The sequence below is a fragment of the Pseudomonas sp. LBUM1641 genome (genome assembly GCF_059716235.1).
The window spans coordinates 685,852-705,710 of the sequence record NZ_CP166815.1 but is presented as its reverse complement, the minus strand read 5'-3'; the positions used below and the strand labels follow the sequence as shown (position 1 = coordinate 705,710).

Sequence of the window (19,859 nt, the reverse complement as noted above, 5' to 3'; positions counted from 1 at the left end):
CCCGCTCGGGCGCGCAGCGGCCGCAAAAGAGCTGACTCAATCTTTCTGACTCACCCCGGTGCCTGGCTTTTGGGGCTGCTGCGCAGCCCAGCGGGAGCAAGCTCCCTCGCCACCTATCGGGAACGATCAAGGAACTAAACACATGAAGATTTCCAGACAAGCCTACGCCGACATGTACGGCCCCACCGTGGGTGACAAGGTCCGCCTGGCCGACACCGAGCTGTTCGTCGAAGTCGAACAGGATTTCACCGTCTACGGCGAAGAAGTGAAATTCGGCGGCGGCAAGGTGATCCGTGACGGCCAGGGCCAGAGCCAACTGCTCGCCCATGAGGTGGTCGACACCCTGATCACAAACGCGCTGATCATCGACCACTGGGGCATCGTCAAGGCCGACGTCGGCCTGAAGAACGGCCGTATCTTCGCCATCGGCAAGGCCGGCAACCCGGACATCCAGCCCGGCGTGACCATCTGCGTCGGCGCCAGCACCGAAGTGATTGCCGGTGAAGGCATGATCCTCACCGCCGGCGGCATCGACACCCACATCCACTTCATCTGCCCACAGCAAATCGAAGAGGCACTGACCAGCGGCGTCACCACCATGATCGGCGGCGGCACGGGCCCGGCTACCGGCACCAACGCCACCACCTGCACCTCCGGCCCGTGGCACCTGGCGCGCATGCTCCAGGCTTCCGACTCGTTCCCGATGAACATCGGTTTCACCGGCAAGGGCAACGCCAGCCTGCCGGAGCCGTTGATCGAACAAGTGAAGGCCGGCGCCATTGGCTTGAAGCTCCATGAAGACTGGGGCACCACGCCGGCGAGTATCGACAACTGCCTGAGCGTCGCCGACGAGTACGACGTGCAGGTGGCGATCCACAGCGACACCCTCAACGAATCCGGCTTTGTCGAAACCACCCTCGCCGCCTTCAAGGGCCGCACCATCCACACCTATCACACCGAAGGTGCCGGTGGCGGCCACGCGCCCGACATCATCAAGGCCTGCGGCTTCCCCAACGTGCTGCCCAGCTCCACCAACCCGACCCGGCCGTTCACCCGCAACACCATCGACGAACACTTGGACATGTTGATGGTCTGCCATCACCTGGACCCGAGCATTGCCGAAGACGTGGCCTTCGCCGAAAGCCGCATCCGCCGCGAGACGATTGCCGCCGAAGACATCCTGCACGACCTCGGCGCGTTCTCGATGATCAGCTCCGACAGCCAGGCCATGGGCCGCGTCGGTGAAGTGATCACGCGCACTTGGCAGACCGCCGACAAGATGAAAAAACAGCGCGGCCCGCTGCCGGGAGACGGCGAAGGCAACGACAACTTCCGCGCCAAACGCTACATCGCCAAGTACACGATCAACCCGGCGATCACCCACGGCATCAGCCATGAAGTGGGTTCCATCGAAGTGGGCAAATGGGCCGACCTGGTGCTGTGGCGCCCGGCGTTTTTCGGGATCAAGCCGACGCTGATCCTCAAGGGCGGCGCGATTGCCTCAAGCCTGATGGGCGACGCCAACGCCTCGATCCCAACGCCGCAGCCGGTGCACTACCGCCCGATGTTCGCCAGCTTCGGCAGCTCGCTGCACGCCACCAGCCTGACCTTTATCAGCCAGGCGGCGTTGGCGGCGGGTTTGCCCGAGCAGTTGGGCTTGAAGAAGCAGATCGCCGTGGTCAAGGGTTGCCGCGCGGTGCAGAAAACCGACTTGATCCACAACGATTACCTGCCGGATATCGAGGTTGACCCGCAGACCTATCAGGTCAAGGCCGATGGGGTATTGCTGTGGTGTGAGCCAGCGGATGTGTTGCCGATGGCGCAGCGTTACTTCTTGTTCTAGTCCCCGAGAATGGCACTGATCGCCTGATCGGTCAGTGTCCGGTTCAGCGTCGTGAGCTCGCTGTCGATGCTGGCAAACGACACGTCGTATTCAGCCTGAGTCATGACGGTTCCCGGCAGGCTGTCAGTGCGTGAACGGCCGAGGATTGCGACGGTCTTGTCGATGGTTTCGAGCAGGGTCTGTTTGGTTGCGTCAGACAAGCCGCCATCCCGGGCCCATTGCGTCTGCGCATCCTCGTAGTCGATCAGCGCCTCGAATTTCCTGGCGATTGCCGCGTATTCGGCCTGGTTGGCCCGCTGCAAAAAGCTGCTCCACATCGGCTGCTCAAGCAGATTGGTGTTGAGCTGTTCCCCCTGGTCCAGGGCTATCACCCGCTCGTATGCCGCCTCCACCATGGCGGCCGTAACATAGTCTTCGCGGTACAGCATGGTGGAAGCCTGCCACGGCAACTCCAGGCGGGTGGACAGGTGGGCGGTATACGCCAGGTAAATCTCGACTTCATCAATAGGCGAGACCGCATTGCCCGCATTGTCGTAATGAATCACCAAACTGCCCTCGGCGTCATACTCCGGATACCTCACCCCTTGACTCACCAGTTCTGCGACGCGCTCATGAGCGATTCGCCCCAACTCATCAAGCCGCCATTTGCCTCGGGCCAGCTTGAACACGCTCCTCCTGACCAGATTGATGTCGTCACTGGCATATGCCGATCGCAACAACACCTCAACCCCCATGGCATTGAACAACTGCGCGCCTGCATCTACACAGGCGGTGGGAGCCTGCGCCATACGAAACAGTTCCCCACGCAACTCGGCGTCTTCCCCCATGGCCTCCAGCATTCGCCAGACTTTTTCGGTCAACTCGGGCAGGTGGCGTCCGCCCTCAACGACCGCATCCGCGGATTTGGCCAAGGCACGAATCTCATTGAAAAAAGCTTCGGAGCCAAAGGTATCTTCCAGCCTCTGCCACAGTGTCTGCCTGGCTTGCCACTCTTCTTCGGTCAAACCCGTTTTCCAAAGCTTGCTGTCAGCCTCGCCTCTGGGTGGAAAGTGACGATCTGGATCGTTGCCAGAAGCCTCGATATAGGCCCTTAACGCACGCACGTCGTCCTCACTCATCCGCTCACGGGAGACTGTGGTGCGCGCGATGATCAGCGCGTCATCAGAGCCAGGCTCAACCACGGGCACGCGGGCAAGTGTGTTATCACGCAAATCCAGTGCGAAATTGCGCGGTCGTTTCATGAGAAACACGCTGGCGGGCCACTCCTCCAAGCCAGTGCCGGCCAGCCACAGCTGGCATAGATCCGGCATGCGACTCACGTCCGGCGGCAAGCCCAAGGGATTGTTTTCCAATGCCAGCTCCTCGAGCTGTTTCAGATTGCTCAGCATCTCGACACTTTGCTGATTCAGGACAATCTCATTGCCCCCTAAATAAAGCTTCTTCAGCTTTGGCATATGCTCGATGGCAGGCGGCAATCGGGTCAAACGACAGGCCTCCACGGACAAGCTTTTCAGCCCGCGAAAGTTGGAAACAAACCCATCGAGATCCTCACTCGTCACGAACATTTCGCTCAGGGATACCTTGGTGACATGGCTAAAGTCGGCCGGCAGCTGCGGCAGCGTGCGCAACTGCTGAAGTAGCTCGACGTCATGCCACCGGATTGCCTGGCCGAGGTATTGGCCGTTCGCATCAATATGTCGAGGTCCGATTCTTCGCCATGCCGCATCGATGACCTTGATTATCCTCCCTCTGGCCCGATAGATCCGGTCCGCCGCCGGGCCGGTCGCCGAGGTGCCTTCTCGGGCGCTGATCCTCCAACGCCGAAGCGTCTGGGTGAGGGCGCTGAATTCGTTCTCAAGCTCTATTAACCAATTATCAATGAGGGGGTTGCGCGTGGGCCGCAACTCCAGAATTTCTTCGGCGGTGATGTCGGGATACAAAAAGCGAATACGTGACTGTATGCCCTGCTCCAGTACCGAGCCGCCGTGCCCACTCAAGGGATACCCACGCCTGCCGTCCGACAACAGCGATGGCGGTTTAAAGAACGGGGAAAGGTGCTGCATCTTTAATGCCTTGCGCAAGGCACTGTGCGACAGGGCATGTGCCTGGATTTTTACCTTCAACTGCGTACCTTGCCCCACGTGAGGCAAACCCAAGGCTTGGCGATGGGCGTCCGTCAGCGCGTGCTGCAAGGAACTGTAAAGGCTGTCGATGCCATGCAGCTCGCTACCTTCAGCGTCAAAAGCCTGATACTGCCCGTCACTCACCCGTACCAGGATCTTGCGACCTGCGGAGTCGGGTGGGCCGTAACTGGCACGAATACGCCCGTACTGGGACTCTTCGCGAACCTCAATGCGCATACTGTTACGCCAACCGGGCAGATGCTCCAGTGTGTTGAGTACCAGCACTTCGGTGTCGGCATTGGCCAGTACATCCAGATAGAGCCCCTCATAGGCTCGGGCGAGGCGCACTTGCCCGAGTTTCAGGCGCGCTTCTTGCGCCAGCTCCAGCGGTATCTTGCGGTTGTTGACCAGGCTCTCCCGTTGCTTGGCGGTGGCATTGTCCAGAATTTCCTGGGCCATGCGCGTGGGCAGGTCAGTAAAATCCCGCTCGAATACCTGAATTTCTATGCTTTTAGGCGTCGAGCGCCCCAGATAGAGGCTGTCGAATACCCGGCGCAGGGACTGTTTTGCATAATCCCCCAGCCGCTCTTTCAACGTTTGGGCACGTGACACCGACTCGTTAGGCAGGTGCTGGCCGAGCAGGCCTTTGAGTAGATCATCGGGCAACACGTCGATGATCCGCGCCGGCAACTTGCCGCTGATCAGGTCATTGCGACTGATGCTGATCAGGTCCGTCCTGCCAGGGTTGGGATTGCCATACCGGACGGCGGTCCGGGTATCGCCGCTTCCCTCAAATACTTCGATGACCTTGGCGGACGGCCAACCGGGCATCTCCACCATCAACAACGCCGCGTAACTAGCCAGGTCGGCCGGCAGCGCCCCGCCAAGGATATGCGCCTGCAGGCCACTGGCGTTTTCGTAGGCCCGAAAGCGCCGCGCCGTATCAAGCACGATAGCGGGCGTCGGCTCATTCTCCGCATGCAGCCGGCGCAGCACGCTTTCATCGATATCACTGATCCTGCGCACCTGCTCCAACTGAATATCGCTCAGGCCGTCCATGGCATGGCCAAGCCGACGCATCAGCCGCGGGCCTTGCCACGTCAGCGGCTGATCCGCTTCGTGAACCCAGGCGCCCGAACCATTGCTGGCGATGTGTGGCTCATAAGCACCCGACCGGTGAGGATGCTGGATCCGATAGGTACCGGGCTCGGCTTGCGCGCTCAAGGCGTAGTGATTGCCTTCCAGCGGCAGCACCTGGCGTCCATTGAGGGTATGCAAGCCCGCTTCATCTGGAGTCGAGCCGGAAGGCAGCGGGATGTCCTGCGCGTACGGCGACAGGTCGGGTTTCCACAGGCGCGCCTCGCCGTTCGGTAGCCTGACGGCCTTGAGCCCTTCAATAAAGGGCGACACCGTCACGTGCAGTATTGCGCCCCCCACCGCCAGCTGCGCGAGATTTTCCAGGACGCCGCCAATGTGGGCCCAGCCCGCCTCCCTGTCGCCTTCGCTCAGTTCAATCACGCCGTCCAGCACTTCAAAAAGGAGTTGCCCGGCGGTGACCGCCGCCATGACCGCTCCCAACGGAGGAATGATCATTGAAACGAGGTTCAGCGCGAACAGGCCAATGTTCATCAAATGCGCCATCCGCCGGTCGCGGCTTGCAGCGTCGGTAGAGGCCGTGGGTACCGCCATGATCAAGGCATCGTTGAAGGCGCGTTTGCGCATGTCGGCATACAGCTCTTTCCAGATATCGACGTCAACCCACATCCCCTTGATCGGGTAGCCACCGAGGTTCAGGTCAGGACTTTCCTGCGGTGTGCGGCTGACATGTCGAGGGTGCTTGATGACCGCGTTGATCGCACTGAGCTCCCCAGTCGACCTTCTTCTCCAGTACTCGCGCCATTGGGCATCGGGTCCCAGGGCGACTGTCCGGCCTGGTTCGTCGGCCCTTTTTTCACTGAAGCGCGAGTAATAGTAAGCGAGGGATTTTTTCCCGATGAAACGCGAAAAGAACTGCTGGTGAGCCGTGACCGGAACCCCTCTGCTGTCCCGGTAATCCTCAGGCTTGTATGCCGTCAGCTCGCGGGTGGTTTCCTCCTCGAAGTCGGCGAAGCACTCATAACGTTTGATGGGGTGCTCGGGATGGTCGGGAATGTAGACGATAAACCAGGTGCCAAACCGATGCTCCTCGCATGGGTCGATCATGATGCAGCCATGCAGCTGCAGGTTCATCATGCCGGGCCAGCGAAGCCAGACCTGCTTTGCGTCGAGCCTGATGCGACGCTCGCCATTGGCGATACGCAGCAGTAACTTGTGATCGTCACTGCCGATATCACCCTTGAGCAGTGCCATGTAGGCCGCAGCCTTGAAGGCATCCTTCTGGTGGGTGATAAAGGATTGACGCAGCAGGTTGCGCGAGACGGTCTCCGCTGGGGTCAGGTAGGTGGCGAGGTGCTCCTGGTACCGCTTGCCCAGGTCCAGATCGCGACATAGCTGGGCGAAGGTTTCGATTCTCAAGCTGGTGCTGTGACGCTCGAAATGACCGCGGGCATCGGGAGCCGTGACAAAGCCCGAGACATCGTCGAAAAAGCCGGCTTGCGCTTCATCGGCCTCGAAATTATTCAATGCTGCCTGCATCAAGGATAACGTCTTGACCTTGAACCCGGTGCGCACCCCAGCCAACGACTCCGTATCCGGTACGTAGAGCCGCAAGTAAGTCTGGTGTACGTCCAGATCATACCCGTTGGTTTTCAACGCAGCCTCCAACAGCGGCTGGCCGAACTCGCTGGCGCCCTGCACATGACACATGATTTTCTCCATCGCGGTATGCGACTGGAAACTTGCGTCAAACAGGCTTTTCAGTTGGTCCTTTTGTGCCTGGGTAGTGGCGTCGTACCACGTGAAAGCCTCTGGCTTGACTCGCAAGATCGCGGCACGCAATGAAGGCGATGCCTTGATCAAGCTCTGGGGAATGGCGGCCTTGATCTGTTCATCGTGGCGCCCGACACGGCCCGGCGAAGGGGGCGGGACGGCTTGAGGTGCTGACATATCCGAGTACCTTGAAGGGGATAAAGGTGATGACCTTAGTCAGTCCCACCCGGTACTCGGCGGTAGCTATTTGAATGAGGTTGCCACGCCCCCTGGATAAAGCAAAAGCATGCGGGCCACAGCACAAACATGCCTGGTGCCAACGAGATAAATCCGGGTGGTATCCCGCTAGTCAATGCATGCGTAATTTCCCGCGACTGCACTAACTATTGCACGCTACCGAGCGGGTTTTCGACTTATTAATCTGCGAAGGTTTTCAGTAGGCTTTTTACTTTGCTTACTCAAAGGAATGCCCCATGCAGGATGCTCCCTCTGTCGCCAGCGACGCGTCGCTCGACGACAACAGTCTCGTTATTCGCCAGGCCATCGCGCCGTGGCTGATACAGGCGCCGCCCCACCGGCTCGACGCGTTGAAAGAGGCAAATCTGGAGCTGGCGCGGTGGACGGACAACGTGTCGCCGCTACAGCGCAAAACATTGAAAGCGTTCAACGAAACGAGTTTCAAGTCTCAACTCGTGGCGGATAAACACCTGGCCCCCATACAGCCACTCAACACATTCGCGGCCCGCCTGCTGAATGAGGCCCTTAAAAGCCAATTCAATCTGGAAGTAGACGTCGAAGCCACTTACCTGCGGCTTTATAAGCCGTTGAAGCTCGGCACTCTGGGCATCGAGGTGAGTCGATACACGGTCATGGAGGTTTCACTTCTACAGGCGGCCTTACACAACTTTGAAGCCAGTGAAGCCGAAGCCGGGGCATTTGATGCTTCCTCGGGGTTCACCCAGCACCTGGACAGGGAGGGCGCTGCCCCCGGTATCAATCAAACCCTGACCGTCCCCAGGTTCATAACGCTGTGCCGTACGCTGGACGTTGGCGCACGTTACCAGGCACACCTCAAGGCGACCCTGCTGCCCGCCGACGACGGTGCGCTGCGTGATGCCGTCATCACCAGCCAGAAGGACGCGCTCAGGGCGGCGGCGTATCAGGCGCTGCTCAAGCAGGACATTCGTTCCGACGACTTCATCATGATACTTCAGGTCATCGGCGGCGAACGCCACCCGACGCTGGGCGGCAAGCCGGTATGGTTTGCCTGCCTGAGCCTGATGAACCACGCGCTCAAGGGCTGCGTTGCATTCACCCCGGTGGAAAAATACCGCTATGCCGACGAGTTCATCCTCTACATACCCCATGACCCGGAACACCCGCTCAAACGCTACGACAGTTTTGACGACCTGAGAAAAGAGCTCAATCGCCAACTGCTGGCGCCAGACAAGCAGCCAAGCGAAACCGTCAGCGAGGGCCGTAGCGCGCCCACCCGCTATCAGCGGTTTCTTAGCCAGTTTTTCGCTGAAGCCGACAAGCCTGCCTTCTTCAACCGTTTCACCCAGCCCGCGTCAGGCTCCCGGGCCATAGCCGATGCCGTTGCCCGCTCGCCAGTGACCCACACGGTGCTGCATGTCGCCTTCCCGACACTCACAACACTGGGCCTGCCCCAGGAGCTTCCGCCGCCCAAACCCAGCGCGCGGGTACCGGCCGAAAAACCCGACGTCTATTTGTCCGTGGTTTCCAGGCGTGGCTTGTGGGCCACCAACGTCGACCTGTGGGTCGATTTATTTGAGCACGGCCGCGACAAGCTCCTCGGCGACGCACGAACCCAGGCAGTCCCCACTGCCGATGTCGACGCCCGGGTGCGCGCAGCAAAAAACGCCCATTGGCTGGAGGGCGGCGCCACCGTGCTGGGCCTGGCGCTGATGTTCGTCCCGGTGCTGAGCGAATTGATGATGGCGGCCATGGCGGGACAGCTGCTGTATGAAACGTTCGAGGGCTCGATAGAGTGGAGTGAAGGTGACCGGGAAACCGCCCGGCAGCACTTACTCGATGTGGCCCAGAACCTTGCGCTCATCGCCTTGCTGGCTGGCGCCGGTAAAGGTTTGCAAGCGCTGGCCGCGCCCGCGACGCCCACGTTGGTCAGCACGCTCAAACCGGTCAGGCTGCCCGACGGTACGCAACGTTTGTGGAGACCCGACCTGGCCCCCTACCGCAGTGCAGTCGTGCTGCCCAAGGACGCGGTGCTTGATGATTTGGGCCTGCACAGTCACGACCAGCAGCCGCTGCTCCCCCTCGACGATCAGCTCTATGCCCTCGAGCACGAACCCCACAGCGACACGTACCGCATACAGCACCCGACGCGGCCAGACGCCTATGCGCCTGAAATAACGCATAACGGTGAGGGCGCCTGGGCCCATGAGGGCGAAGAACCGCTGACCTGGGATGGGCCGCTGCTGATGCGCCGCCTGGGTCATCGCACCCGGGGCTTGAGCGACGCGCAACTGGAGCATGTGCGGGTCTCCAATGGCATCACGCCTGAACAACTGCGCGAACTGCACGCCGATCAGCAACCCTTGCCGGCGACGCTGGCCGACAGCCTGGCGCGCTTTCGCATCAATCAACGGATCGACACGTTTATCGCACAAATGGGCAGCGATGACCCGCTGGTCTACACCCAGGCGGAAAGCGCCTTGAGCGAGCGGGTGATCGAGCAACAGGGGCTGAGTTATCAACCTGAACCGCTGCCCGGCAGTCGCCAGCCGGCCCTGGATGAGCAGGCAATCGAGTGGCGCCGGGGAGTTGCCCAGGCCGCCAGGGACAGCCGAACGTCGTTGTTCGACACCGACTACCGCGCCCACGATGTGACCCGATCGCCGCAGGTGCAACAACTCAAAGACAAGTTCCCCGGCCTGCCCGCCGACGTCGCCAGGCAACTACTGGAAACTGCCAGCGCGGCCGAGGTCACTGCGTTCAGCGAACACGCAAGCCTGTCGCCAAACCTGACTGGCCTGGCCCGTGAATGCCAACAACAGGTGCGAATGACACGGGCCTACGAAGGCCTCTATCTGGACGCACTGGAGAGCCAGGACAGTCGGCGCCTGGCGCTGCATACCCTGCCAACCTTGCCCGGCTGGCAGGCGGACCTGCGTGTGGAGATCCGCCTGGGCAACGAACGCGGGCCGCTGCTCGATGCCATCGGGCCGCTGTCCAACGTGCCATCCACCGTACTGGCGGTGAGTGAAGATGGATCCTTCGGTGAAACCAACCTCTACGGCGCCATCCTGGCGAAGCTCACCCAAGGCCAACGGCGAGCCTTGGGTGAGGTGGCGCTCGACGCCGGCAGCTTGAAGCAGCGGGTGCAGGAAATGCCGCTGGCCCGGAAGACTTTTCGCCCGGTACTGCTGGAATACCCGGTGTTCAGGAAACCACTGGCGGGACACCCGCTGCTGCGCGGTGGCTCCCCGTTACTCAACCTCAACCGCCTGCGCAGCACGCCGGCCCGGGTGCGCAAGCTGTACCCCGGCTTCAGCGAAGAACAGGTCAATGCCTTCATCGAAACCCACGGCAGCGACGTACGCGACGAATTGAAGCGCCGGGAAACCCAATACGCCACCTTCAAACAGGAACTGAAGGGCTGGGTTGAACGCAGCACGCGAAACGAGAGGAGCCAACACCCACTGGAGCCAAACCCAGGCGCCAGGGAGCGCGCGACCGCAGATGCGCTCAAGAGCTGCTGGCGGCGCCAGACCGCCGACCGCAGCGGAGAAACCAACGGGCGCCGGCTTGAGATCAGCGCGTTGGTGAAGCTGCCGAACTTGAGCGCAGACTTTGCCCATGTCGAGGAGTTGGCTCTCGATCAAGTGACGTTCACGGACAGTGCCGAGCTGTTCCTCAGCCATTTCCCCAACGTAAAACGATTGAGCCTCAGGCACGTGGGCGGCCCCGTGCAACGGACGCTGACCGAGCTGCCACAAGCAATCACGGCGATGAAGGACTTGACCCACCTGGACCTGTCCGCCAATGCCATTCGCCTGACCGAAACCAGCGCCAGCAAACTCGCCGGCCTGAGTCGGATGCAAGAGCTGACCCTGAGCGAAAACCCTTTGGGCACCCTGCCCGACTTCAGTGCCATGCCCCAGTTGCACAAGCTCAGGCTAAGGCAAGCCCGGCTCGACCAGTGGCCCGTTGGCTTGCTGGGCATGCCAGAGCTGCGCCTGGTCGACTTGGCCGACAACCAACTCAGTTCCCTCCCCGACAGCCTGCTTCACCCACCTCCCGAAGCGGTGGAAGCCAGCATTCAGCTCAACCGCATCACACGCCTGAACAACAACCCCTTCACCCCCCAAGCCAATCAGCAGATGCGCGCCTACCTCACTCGCCTGTCGCAAACCCGCTCGGGTTGGCGCAATGGCGGCGTGCCGGGTGCGTTTGAGGTTCCCATGAGCAACACTGATGAGATGCTGCGGATCAGAACTCTGTTCCCCGGCTTCAGCGAAGCGGAAAACGAGCAGTTCGTACTGCGCACCGACGCGGTAGAGGCCGAGCTGACGCGCCTGGAAGCCCAATGGCAAACCCTGGAAACCCACCTGGACGCCTGGGCCGCGCAACGGTTCATGGTCGACGGCGCCAGCAACAGCATTCGGGTGGGCGACAGCACTCAACGTCAGCAATTTGCCCAAGCCCTGAAGCTATGCTGGCAGCGCTTGACCCCCAAAGCCCTGGCCAGAGACGGTACGGCCATCGGCTACGAGCTTGAGGCGCTCGGTTTAAGCGTCGGCGACTTACCGGTGCTCGAGGCAGATTTCAGCCACGTCGGCTCGATCAAGCTGCAGAGCATGCGATCGCTATACGGCCTGGATGAGTTTCTCGGACACTTCAGCCACACGCGCTGGCTCGACCTGTCGAGGTGTGACTTGCGTTCTATCCCGCCTTCCATGAGCAGGATGAACGGGCTCACCCGCTTGCACCTTCAGGGCAATCAACTGTCCCTGACCGAGGCCGACACCCGTGTGCTGGAAAGCCTTGCCACACTCAAGCTCATCGACCTCAGCGGTAACCCGCTGGCGCGCACGCCCGACTTCAGTACCCTGCCGAACCTGAGCGGGGTCATGTTGAGAAACACCGGTATCACCGAATGGCCCCAAGGCTTGGGGCCATACCAGACGCTGGACGTGGTCGACCTGCGTGACAACCGCATCACGACGCTGCCGGCCTCACAGGTCAACCCGGTACCGGAGCGGGCAGCGTCTGCCATCCGGACCAACAACGTGACGTTTATCCACGGAAACCCGCTGACCGCAGACGCTCAGGGGCAACTGAATGAATATTGGCTGAATGTTGCTTCACGCCACCCTGAGGCCGAGGCCGGCAGATTGTCGGGTAGCCTGCGCTATCGGGCACCGGAACCCGTGCCAGCCGCGGAATCGCCCCCACAGTCGCCGAGTGCGGACGACGTCCCGCAGCCCGCATTCGAGCACTGGATGAATGGGCTGTCTTCCCGGCAGATTACGTACCGACGCACCCTCTGGGCATCGATTGCCGAACAACCCGGGTCGCAAACCTTCTTCGACATACTCGATAACCTGAAAGACTCGGCGGAGTACCGCGGCGGCTACACGGACCTGCAGTCACGCCTGTGGCAACTTCTCGACGCGGCCCAGGACGAAGACTTGCGTGAAGAGCTGTTCAACCTGGCGGGCGACCCCCGCTGCGGTGACCGGGCGGCGCTGGTGTTCAGTGATATGGAAATAAAAATGATGACCTGGAAAGCCACGCACGCAGCCGGCGATGGCGAGGCGGGACCGTCATTGATGGAACTCGCGAAGGGCCTTTTCCGCCTGGATCAAGTTGAAATGACGGCCAGCAAGGACATCCGTATTCGCGAGGGCCAGATTCGCCTGTCCAATCAATCGGAAGCAGAAAAGCTCGAAGAAATCCGCAACCTGGAGGATATCGAAATACGCCTGGCCTATCGCATGGGCTTGACCAAACGCCTGGGGCTACCCGGCCAACCGGCCGCGGCCCGCTACACCGCCTCGGGAGGCGTGACCCAACCGATGCTCGACGCTACTGCGGCCAGGATAGAACGGATGGATAACACCGAGCCTTACCTGAGATCGCTCTTGGGTCGGGACTTTTGGCAAACGTTTATCCGAAACCGCTACCCGGAGTCGTTCGAAACCCTTGCCGAACCCTTCCGGGTGAGTGAGCAGGCCCTGTTCGAGCAGCACCTGGGCGCAGACTTGAGTGAAGCGCAGTATCAGGCCCAGGCTCAGGACCTGCAGGCACAATGGTTGATCAAACAGGCGGAGCTTGCCGAGTCACTCACCCGCCGCGACTGGACGGGCTCGCTTCAACCCTGCGAAGGTCAGGAGGTTTGCACCATCACCTGAATGACTCAGGGGTTCTGCACAAGGCGCCCCAGGCGCTGCTTTAGCATCTGGTTCTCGGCCCGCAGTTGCTGGACTTCCTCCAGCAGGTCGAGCGCCAGGGCGACGCCTTCCCATTCCAGCTCCAGGTCCTTTTGCAGCGCCGAGGCACGCTTGGCCAGGGCCAGTTCGTAATCGGTAAAGCGCCAGGACTCGGGACTCGTCCCCACTGGTTCAACAATGCCGTGCTCGACGATTTCGATCACGTAGGCCACCGACAGGTCGGTGGCCTCACAGAATTCTGCCATGTTCACTTGAACCAAACGGGGATTGCTCATCGTTAGCTACTCCATGATTCTCTTGGGTCGAAGGCGGCTTTTTGTGCCAGTTCCTGCCACAACGCCTTGACCTCTTCGTCGGTGTTTTTCGGCATCACCGCCTTGAGTTGTACAAACAGGTAACCGCGCTGCCCGGCCTTGTTCAACAAGCCGTGGCCCTTGGCGCGCATGCGCTGGCCGTTCTGGCTGCCGGCCGGCACCTTGAGGTTGATCTTGCCGGTGAGGGTCGGCACCGCCACTTCCGTGCCCAGCGCCAGCTCCCATGGGGCCAGCGGCAGGGTGATGATCAGGTCTTCGCCTTCCACATCGAATTTAGGGTGTGGCGCGAACTTGATGATCAAGTACAGATCACCCGCGGCACCCCCGCCAATCCCCGGCGCGCCCTGGCCCTTGAGGCGGATGCGCTCGCCGTCGGCCACACCGGCCGGGATCTTCACGTTCAGGCTCTTGGTGGTGTTGCTGACGTGCTGGCCGGCCGCGTTGTATTGCGGCACCTGAAAGTTGACCTGCTTGGACTCGTTGGACAGGGTCTCTTCGAGGAAGACCGGCAGTTCCATTTCCACATCTTGCCCTCGGCGCCCGGCACTGCGGCCCTGGGCACCACCAAAACCATTGCCGCGCGAACCGAAGATCGAGCTGAAGAAGTCCGAGAAGTCGCCGGTGTCCTGGCCACCGCCACCGTAGCCGCCACGACTCTGCCAGCCCGGCGGGCCCTGGAACGGCTGGCCATGCTGGCCGTATTTGCGCAAATCGTCGTATTCGGCGCGTTTGTCGGCGCTTTTCAGCGCTTCATAGGCTTCGGACGCGTCCTTGAACTTGGCTTCGGCGTCCTTTTCCTTGCTCACGTCCGGGTGATATTTGCGCGCCAGCTTGCGATAGGCGGCCTTGATCGCCTTGTCGTCAGCGGTGGGTTCTACACCGAGAATCTTGTAATAGTCTTTGAAGTCCATCGGGGGCATCACCATCCATTATCGATATCGCACTGCCAGCGTCACAGCATGCGCCTGTTTGCGGCGTCTGGATTGACCGATCTCAATCGTGTGACCGAAGGGTGCGTCAGAAGTTTATCGGCGCTGCGGGCAGAATCGTGCAGCCACCAACCGTATGGGGAGGATTTGGGGGCAAAGCCCGGGCTTTCAAGGTAACAAGTCCGCTGTATTTAGCGGATAGTCGGCCTACGCATCTGCACGCGGGTGGCATACACTGCGCGGCCGTTTTTCAACCGGAACCCGATTGACATGAAAAACCCATCCCCAGCCCGTGCCTGCGGTATCGACTTCGGCACGTCCAACTCCACCGTCGGCTGGATTCGTCCCGGCATGGAAACGCTTATCGCGCTGGAGGACGACAAGATCACGCTGCCGTCGGTGGTGTTCTTCAACTTCGAAGAACGCCGCCCGGTGTACGGTCGCCTGGCCCTGCACGAGTACCTGGAAAACTACGAAGGCCGGCTGATGCGCTCGCTCAAGAGCCTGCTGGGTTCCAAGCTAATCAAGCACGACACCAGCGTACTGGGCACGGCCATGCCGTTCACCGACCTGCTGGCGCTGTTTATCGGCCAACTCAAGAGCCGTGCCGAGACCACCGCCGGGCGTGAGTTTGACGAAGTGGTGCTGGGCCGCCCGGTGTTCTTCGTCGACGATGACCCGATGGCCGACCAGGAAGCCGAAAACACCCTGGTGGACGTGGCGCGCAAGATCGGCTTCAAGGACATTTCCTTCCAGTACGAGCCAATCGCTGCGGCCTTCGACTACGAGTCCACCATCGAGAAAGAAGAGCTGGTGCTGATCGTCGACATCGGCGGTGGTACCTCCGACTTCTCCCTGGTGCGCCTGTCGCCCGAGCGTCGCCAGATCGGCAACCGCCACGACGACATCCTCGCCACCGGCGGTGTGCACATCGGCGGGACCGACTTCGACAAGCAACTCTCGCTGGCCGGCATGATGCCGTTGTTCGGCTACGGCAGCCGCATGAAAAGCGGCGCCTACATGCCCACCAGCCACCACATGAACCTGGCCACCTGGCACACCATCAACTCGGTGTACTCGCAGAAATCCAAGCTGGCGCTGGGCAGCATGCGCTACGACATCGAGGACACCGGCGGCATCGACCGCCTGTTCAACCTGATTGAACAGCGCGCCGGGCACTGGCTGGCGATGGAAGTGGAAGAGACCAAAATCCAGCTGACCCAGCAGGACAGCCGCCATGTGCTGCTGGACCGGGTCGAGCCAGGGTTGAGCGTGGAGTTGAGTCGGGCATTGTTCGAGTCGGCCATCGATGGCTTGTTGGAGCGGGTGCGCAACAGCGTGACCCAGTTGCTCAACGACGCCTCGGTGGACGTGGCCCAGGTGGACACTGTGTTCTTTACCGGGGGCTCCAGCGGGATTCCGGCGCTGCGCCACAGTATCTCGGCGATGCTGCCGAATGCGCAGCACGTGGAAGGCAATATCTTTGGCAGTATTGGCAGTGGTCTGGCGATTGAGGCCAGCAAGCGGTACGGCTACTGAGTTTTAGCTGAAACCGTGGCGCGCCCTTCGCGAGCAAGCTCGCTCCCACATTTGACCGAGTTCCAGCTTTGGAATGCAGCCGAATGTGGGAGCGGGCTTGCTCGCGAAGGGGCCAGTCCAGGCAACATCAATGCCTAAACCATCCCCGCCAGCTTCAACTCACTCTTCAAGTACGCATAATAAATCGGCCCCGCCACCACCCCCGGCAGGCCGAACGCGGCTTCGAACACCAGCATCGCCAACAACAATTCCCACGACTTGGCACTGATCTGCCCGCCGACGATGCGCGCGTTGAGGAAGTACTCGACCTTGTGGATCACGATCAGGTAGCCCAACGCCGCCACCGCCACCCAAATCGACAGCGACAAAGCCACGATGGTGATCAGGGTGTTGGACATCAGGTTACCGATCACTGGCAGCAGGCCCAGCAGGAACGTCAGCACGATCAGGGTCTTGGTCAGCGGCAGGTGAATCCCGCACAGCGGCAGCACCACCGCGAGGAAGATCGCGGTGAACGCAGTGTTCAGCGCGGCGATTTTGATCTGGGCGAAGACGATGTTGCGAAAGGCCTGGACCAGCAAGTGCAGGCGATCGAACAGCGCAGCAGCCAAGGGTTTACGCTTGGTGACGTCCGGCACCCGTTGCAGGGCGATGATCGCGCCCAGCACCATGCCGATCAGCAAGGTCACGAACATGTGCGCGGCGTCTTTGCCCACCAACTGCAATTCGCTGAGGTGTTTGCTCAGCCATTCGCCGATGGCCACGCGAAACTCGGCGGCGCTGGCCGGCAGGTAGGCGTCGAGGAACGGCGGCAGTTGGCCGCGGGCACGGTCAACCACGCCCATGAATTTGTCGAGGGAAGCCCCCGGGTTTTCCGCTTCGTGCAGCAGGAAGCTGATGGCCCCAGCGAAGATCAGGGTCAGGATGCTGACGATCAAAGTCCCCAACAACGCCACCGCCAACCAGCGCGCACGCCGGCCTTCTATCAGCCGCTGCAACTGCGGGGTGAGCATGTTGACCAGCTCGTACACCAGCAGCCCGGCCAGCAGGCTCGGCAGCAACTTCAACGGCAAAACCAGCAGCAGCCCGCCAAAAATCAGCACGCAACTGACCAACAACAACACGTGACGCTGAGAAAACGTTGGCATACAGCCTCAAAACGAACGGCGTTAAAAGATGCTGTTATTTGTAGGAGCGAGCTTGCTCGCGAAAAACGCAAGGAAGCCACGTTTATTCAGGATCAACGCGTTTTCGTTGACGTTCTTCGCGAGCAAGCTCGCTCCTACAAGACAACAGAGGGCTGTGTGCGAGTGTCGCAGCCTTCTATGGCACCCGGCTATTATTTCTTCAGGCAGGTGCTCATAAACGTTTTACGTGCATCGCCGGTCAGCGCCTGGGTTTTCGCCGTGGCGTTGCAGTCTTTCATTTTTTGCTGCTGTGGCGTGAGGGTCTTGGCGTCGTTGGCGGCCGGGGCGGCCTTGAGGCAGGTGCTCATGAATGCCTTGCGATCATCACCGGTTTTGCCACTGGTCTTGGCTTCGGCGTTGCAAGTGGTCATTTTTTGTTGCTGAGCCGTCTGTGCGGCAGTCGCGGCAAAGCCTTGGGAACACAACAGCAAGCCCATCATCAACAGCGGAATACGCAGCATCTTCATGGAGTTTTCTCCCTGTTACCGTGCCGAGGGGCACGGCCTCCCCAGCAGTGTAGTCAAACCTTGTTACACGTTCACCTGCTACGAATATTCGTCCGTCGGTACTGCTCCGGGGTGCAGCCGGCCTGGCGCTGAAACATCGCGATAAACGCCGAGGCGGTGCTGTAGCCCAGGTCAAACGCCACTTCCTGGACGCTGCGCGGGCTGTCCAAGGCTTCGATGGACGCGAGGAAGCGCAGGCGTTGGCGCCATTCGCCGAAACTCATCCCCAGTTCACGAGCAAATTGCCGGGCCAAGGTGCGCTCGCTGACATGTACCTGCTCCGCCCACTGGGCCAGCGCGCGGTTATCACCGGGGTCGGCCTGCATGCCTTCCAGTACGCTGAGCAACCCGGGATGGCTGGCGTACGGCAGGAAGCAATCGTGCACCGGGGCCTGCCGGAGCTGGTCGACCAGCACCTGGGCCAGGCGCACATCAGCTTCATTCTCGGGAATGTTGACGTCACGCTCGGCGAAATCGCTGAGGATCGCCTTGAGGATATCGCTGATGGTCAGGGTGCACGGCTGCGCCGGCAAGTGCTCGCACAGCGTGGGCGCTAGGTACACCGAGCGATAGACAACCGCCTGGGCATTGTAGGAACTGTGCTGGGTATTCGGCGGGATCCACACCGCGTATTGCGGCGGCGACATGAAGCGGCTGCCGGCGACTTCAAAACGCATCACGCCTCGGGCCGAGTAGTCCAGGGAGCCCCAGGCATGCTGGTGCGCACTGGCATGGGTGTCGGCCTCGAACTCCGAATAACGGAAGTACACCGGGGACGGCAACTGATCGAAATCGGGAAGGTTGATGTACTTCTTGAGCATATTGTCTGGATACAAAGGTCGGATGGCTGGATCGAAGTATAGGCTTCGATCCAGACAAAGGATAATCGCCCCTCATAGACGTAACAGGTTCCTTTCGATGCAATACGCTTATCCGTTACTGGCCATTTTTATCTGGGCAGGCAATACCGTGGTCAACAAACTCGCGGTGGGGACAATTTTCCCTGCCGAGATCGGCTTTTATCGCTGGCTGCTGGCCGGCGTGCTGTTTACCCCGTTCATGCTCAAACCTGTCATCGCCAATTGGTCGCTGATTCGTCCCAAGCTGGGCAAGATCTTTATCCTCGGCGTGCTGGGCATGGCGGTGTATCAGAGCCTGGCGTATTACGCCGCCAACCTGACCTCGGCCACCAACATGGGCATCATCCTCTCGCTGATGCCGCTGATGGCCCTCACCGCCGCAATCATCAGCCTTGGCCAACGCTTGACATTCGGCGCCCTGACCGGTGCCGTGCTGTCGTTCGCTGGCGTGGCGGTGGTGGTCTCCGCCGGCAGTCTCAGCGCGCTGCTGCAACACGGGCTGAATATGGGTGATGCGATGATGCTGGTGGCCACCCTCGCCTACGCGGTCTACAGCACCCTGCTGAAAAAGTGGCAGCTGCGTTTGCCACCGCTGGTGTTGCTGTATTTGCAGGTGCTGGTGGCGGTGGTGGTGCTGTTTCCGCTGTTCCTGTTCTCCGACAAGGCCGGCCTTGGCTGGTCGAATATCCCGCTGGTGCTGTATGCCTGCCTGCTGGCCTCGATGCTCGCGCCGTTGGCGTGGATGCATTCGGTGAAGACCCTCGGCCCGAGCCGCACCACGCTGTTTTTCAATCTGCTGCCGCTGATCACCGCGTTGATTGCCTCAGTGGTGTTGAAGGAGCAACTGGCGATGTATCACCTGGTGGGCGGCTTGCTGACCTTGGGCGGGGTGATTTTGTCGGAGCGCTGGACGACTCCGGTTCGCAGCAATGTCAGCGTGCCTGAAACTACTTAAGGCCGACCACGCCGGCGACGATCAAGCCCACCGACACCAGCTTGATCATCGTCAGGCTCTCCCCCAGCAGCGCAAACCCGAGAAACACCGTGCCCAGAGAGCCAATGGCGGTCCAGATCGGGTAGGCCACGCTCACCGGCAGTTCACGCATGGCCAGCGTCAGGAAATAGATCCCGCCCACCGCTGCAATGACGGTGATCAGCGATGGCCACAGCCGGGTGAAGCCGTCGGCGTACTTCATGCCCATGGCGAAGATCACCTCAAACCCGGCAGCGATCAGCAGGAAGAGCCAGGACAC

11 protein-coding genes are annotated in these 19,859 nt (G+C 60.8%); 4 read left to right on the top strand and 7 right to left on the bottom strand.

Translation table 11 applies throughout. The features are described 5' to 3' along the window. Positions 1-142 precede the first annotated feature (142 nt). The gene (gene ureC, locus ACA046_RS03110; RefSeq protein ID WP_309254712.1) at positions 143-1,843 is read left to right on the top strand and encodes an urease subunit alpha; all 1,701 of its coding nucleotides are present in this window, start codon (positions 143-145) and stop codon (positions 1,841-1,843) included. Here the strand turns inward: ureC and ACA046_RS03105 are convergent. Beyond that, positions 1,840-7,011 carry an NEL-type E3 ubiquitin ligase domain-containing protein gene (locus ACA046_RS03105; protein ID WP_497675888.1) on the bottom strand — a complete coding sequence of 1,724 codons (5,172 nt, stop codon included), beginning with the start codon at positions 7,009-7,011 and terminating at the stop codon, positions 1,840-1,842. The genes ureC and ACA046_RS03105 overlap by 4 nt on opposite strands. Positions 7,012-7,307: 296 nt before the next feature. Here ACA046_RS03105 and ACA046_RS03100 point away from each other — a divergent pair, with 296 nt between their 5' ends. Further along, positions 7,308-13,232 (top strand): NEL-type E3 ubiquitin ligase domain-containing protein, encoded by a 5,925-nt coding sequence (locus tag ACA046_RS03100; RefSeq protein WP_497675887.1) that lies wholly within the window; start codon positions 7,308-7,310, stop codon positions 13,230-13,232. A 5-nt stretch (positions 13,233-13,237) separates the two neighbouring features. Here the strand turns inward: ACA046_RS03100 and ACA046_RS03095 are convergent, their stop codons facing one another. Next, a complete protein-coding gene (locus tag ACA046_RS03095; RefSeq protein WP_088425943.1) occupies positions 13,238-13,546 on the bottom strand; it encodes a chaperone modulator CbpM in 309 nt (102 codons plus the stop codon). 2 nt (positions 13,547-13,548) lie between these two features. Next, positions 13,549-14,496 (bottom strand): DnaJ C-terminal domain-containing protein, encoded by a 948-nt coding sequence (locus ACA046_RS03090; RefSeq protein WP_497675886.1) that lies wholly within the window; start codon positions 14,494-14,496, stop codon positions 13,549-13,551. Between the two features lie 288 nt (positions 14,497-14,784). Here ACA046_RS03090 and ACA046_RS03085 point away from each other — a divergent pair, with 288 nt between their 5' ends. After that, positions 14,785-16,053, top strand: a complete 1,269-nt coding sequence (locus tag ACA046_RS03085; RefSeq protein WP_497675885.1) for an Hsp70 family protein — start codon at positions 14,785-14,787, stop codon at positions 16,051-16,053. 134 nt (positions 16,054-16,187) lie between these two features. Here the strand turns inward: ACA046_RS03085 and ACA046_RS03080 are convergent, their stop codons facing one another. The 3 genes from ACA046_RS03080 to ACA046_RS03070 all read right to left on the bottom strand — a co-directional run bounded on the left by ACA046_RS03080 (position 16,188) and on the right by ACA046_RS03070 (position 18,567). Then, a complete protein-coding gene (locus ACA046_RS03080; RefSeq protein ID WP_076018014.1) occupies positions 16,188-17,201 on the bottom strand; it encodes an AI-2E family transporter in 1,014 nt (337 codons plus the stop codon). A 191-nt stretch (positions 17,202-17,392) separates the two neighbouring features. Further along, entirely contained in the window at positions 17,393-17,707 is a 315-nt protein-coding gene (locus ACA046_RS03075; RefSeq protein WP_017478381.1) for a PsiF family protein, read from the bottom strand. Positions 17,708-17,778: 71 nt separating this feature from the next. Beyond that, positions 17,779-18,567, bottom strand: a complete 789-nt coding sequence (locus tag ACA046_RS03070) for an AraC family transcriptional regulator (protein ID WP_459025758.1) — start codon at positions 18,565-18,567, stop codon at positions 17,779-17,781. A gap of 97 nt (positions 18,568-18,664) precedes the next feature. Between ACA046_RS03070 and ACA046_RS03065 the strand changes: the two genes are divergently transcribed. Continuing rightward, the gene (locus ACA046_RS03065; RefSeq protein ID WP_459025756.1) at positions 18,665-19,561 is read left to right on the top strand and encodes a DMT family transporter; all 897 of its coding nucleotides are present in this window, start codon (positions 18,665-18,667) and stop codon (positions 19,559-19,561) included. Here ACA046_RS03065 and ACA046_RS03060 read toward each other — a convergent pair. Beyond that, positions 19,554-19,859: a DMT family transporter gene (locus ACA046_RS03060; RefSeq protein WP_459025754.1), complete on the bottom strand. Its 306-nt coding sequence runs from the start codon at positions 19,857-19,859 to the stop codon at positions 19,554-19,556. The genes ACA046_RS03065 and ACA046_RS03060 overlap by 8 nt on opposite strands.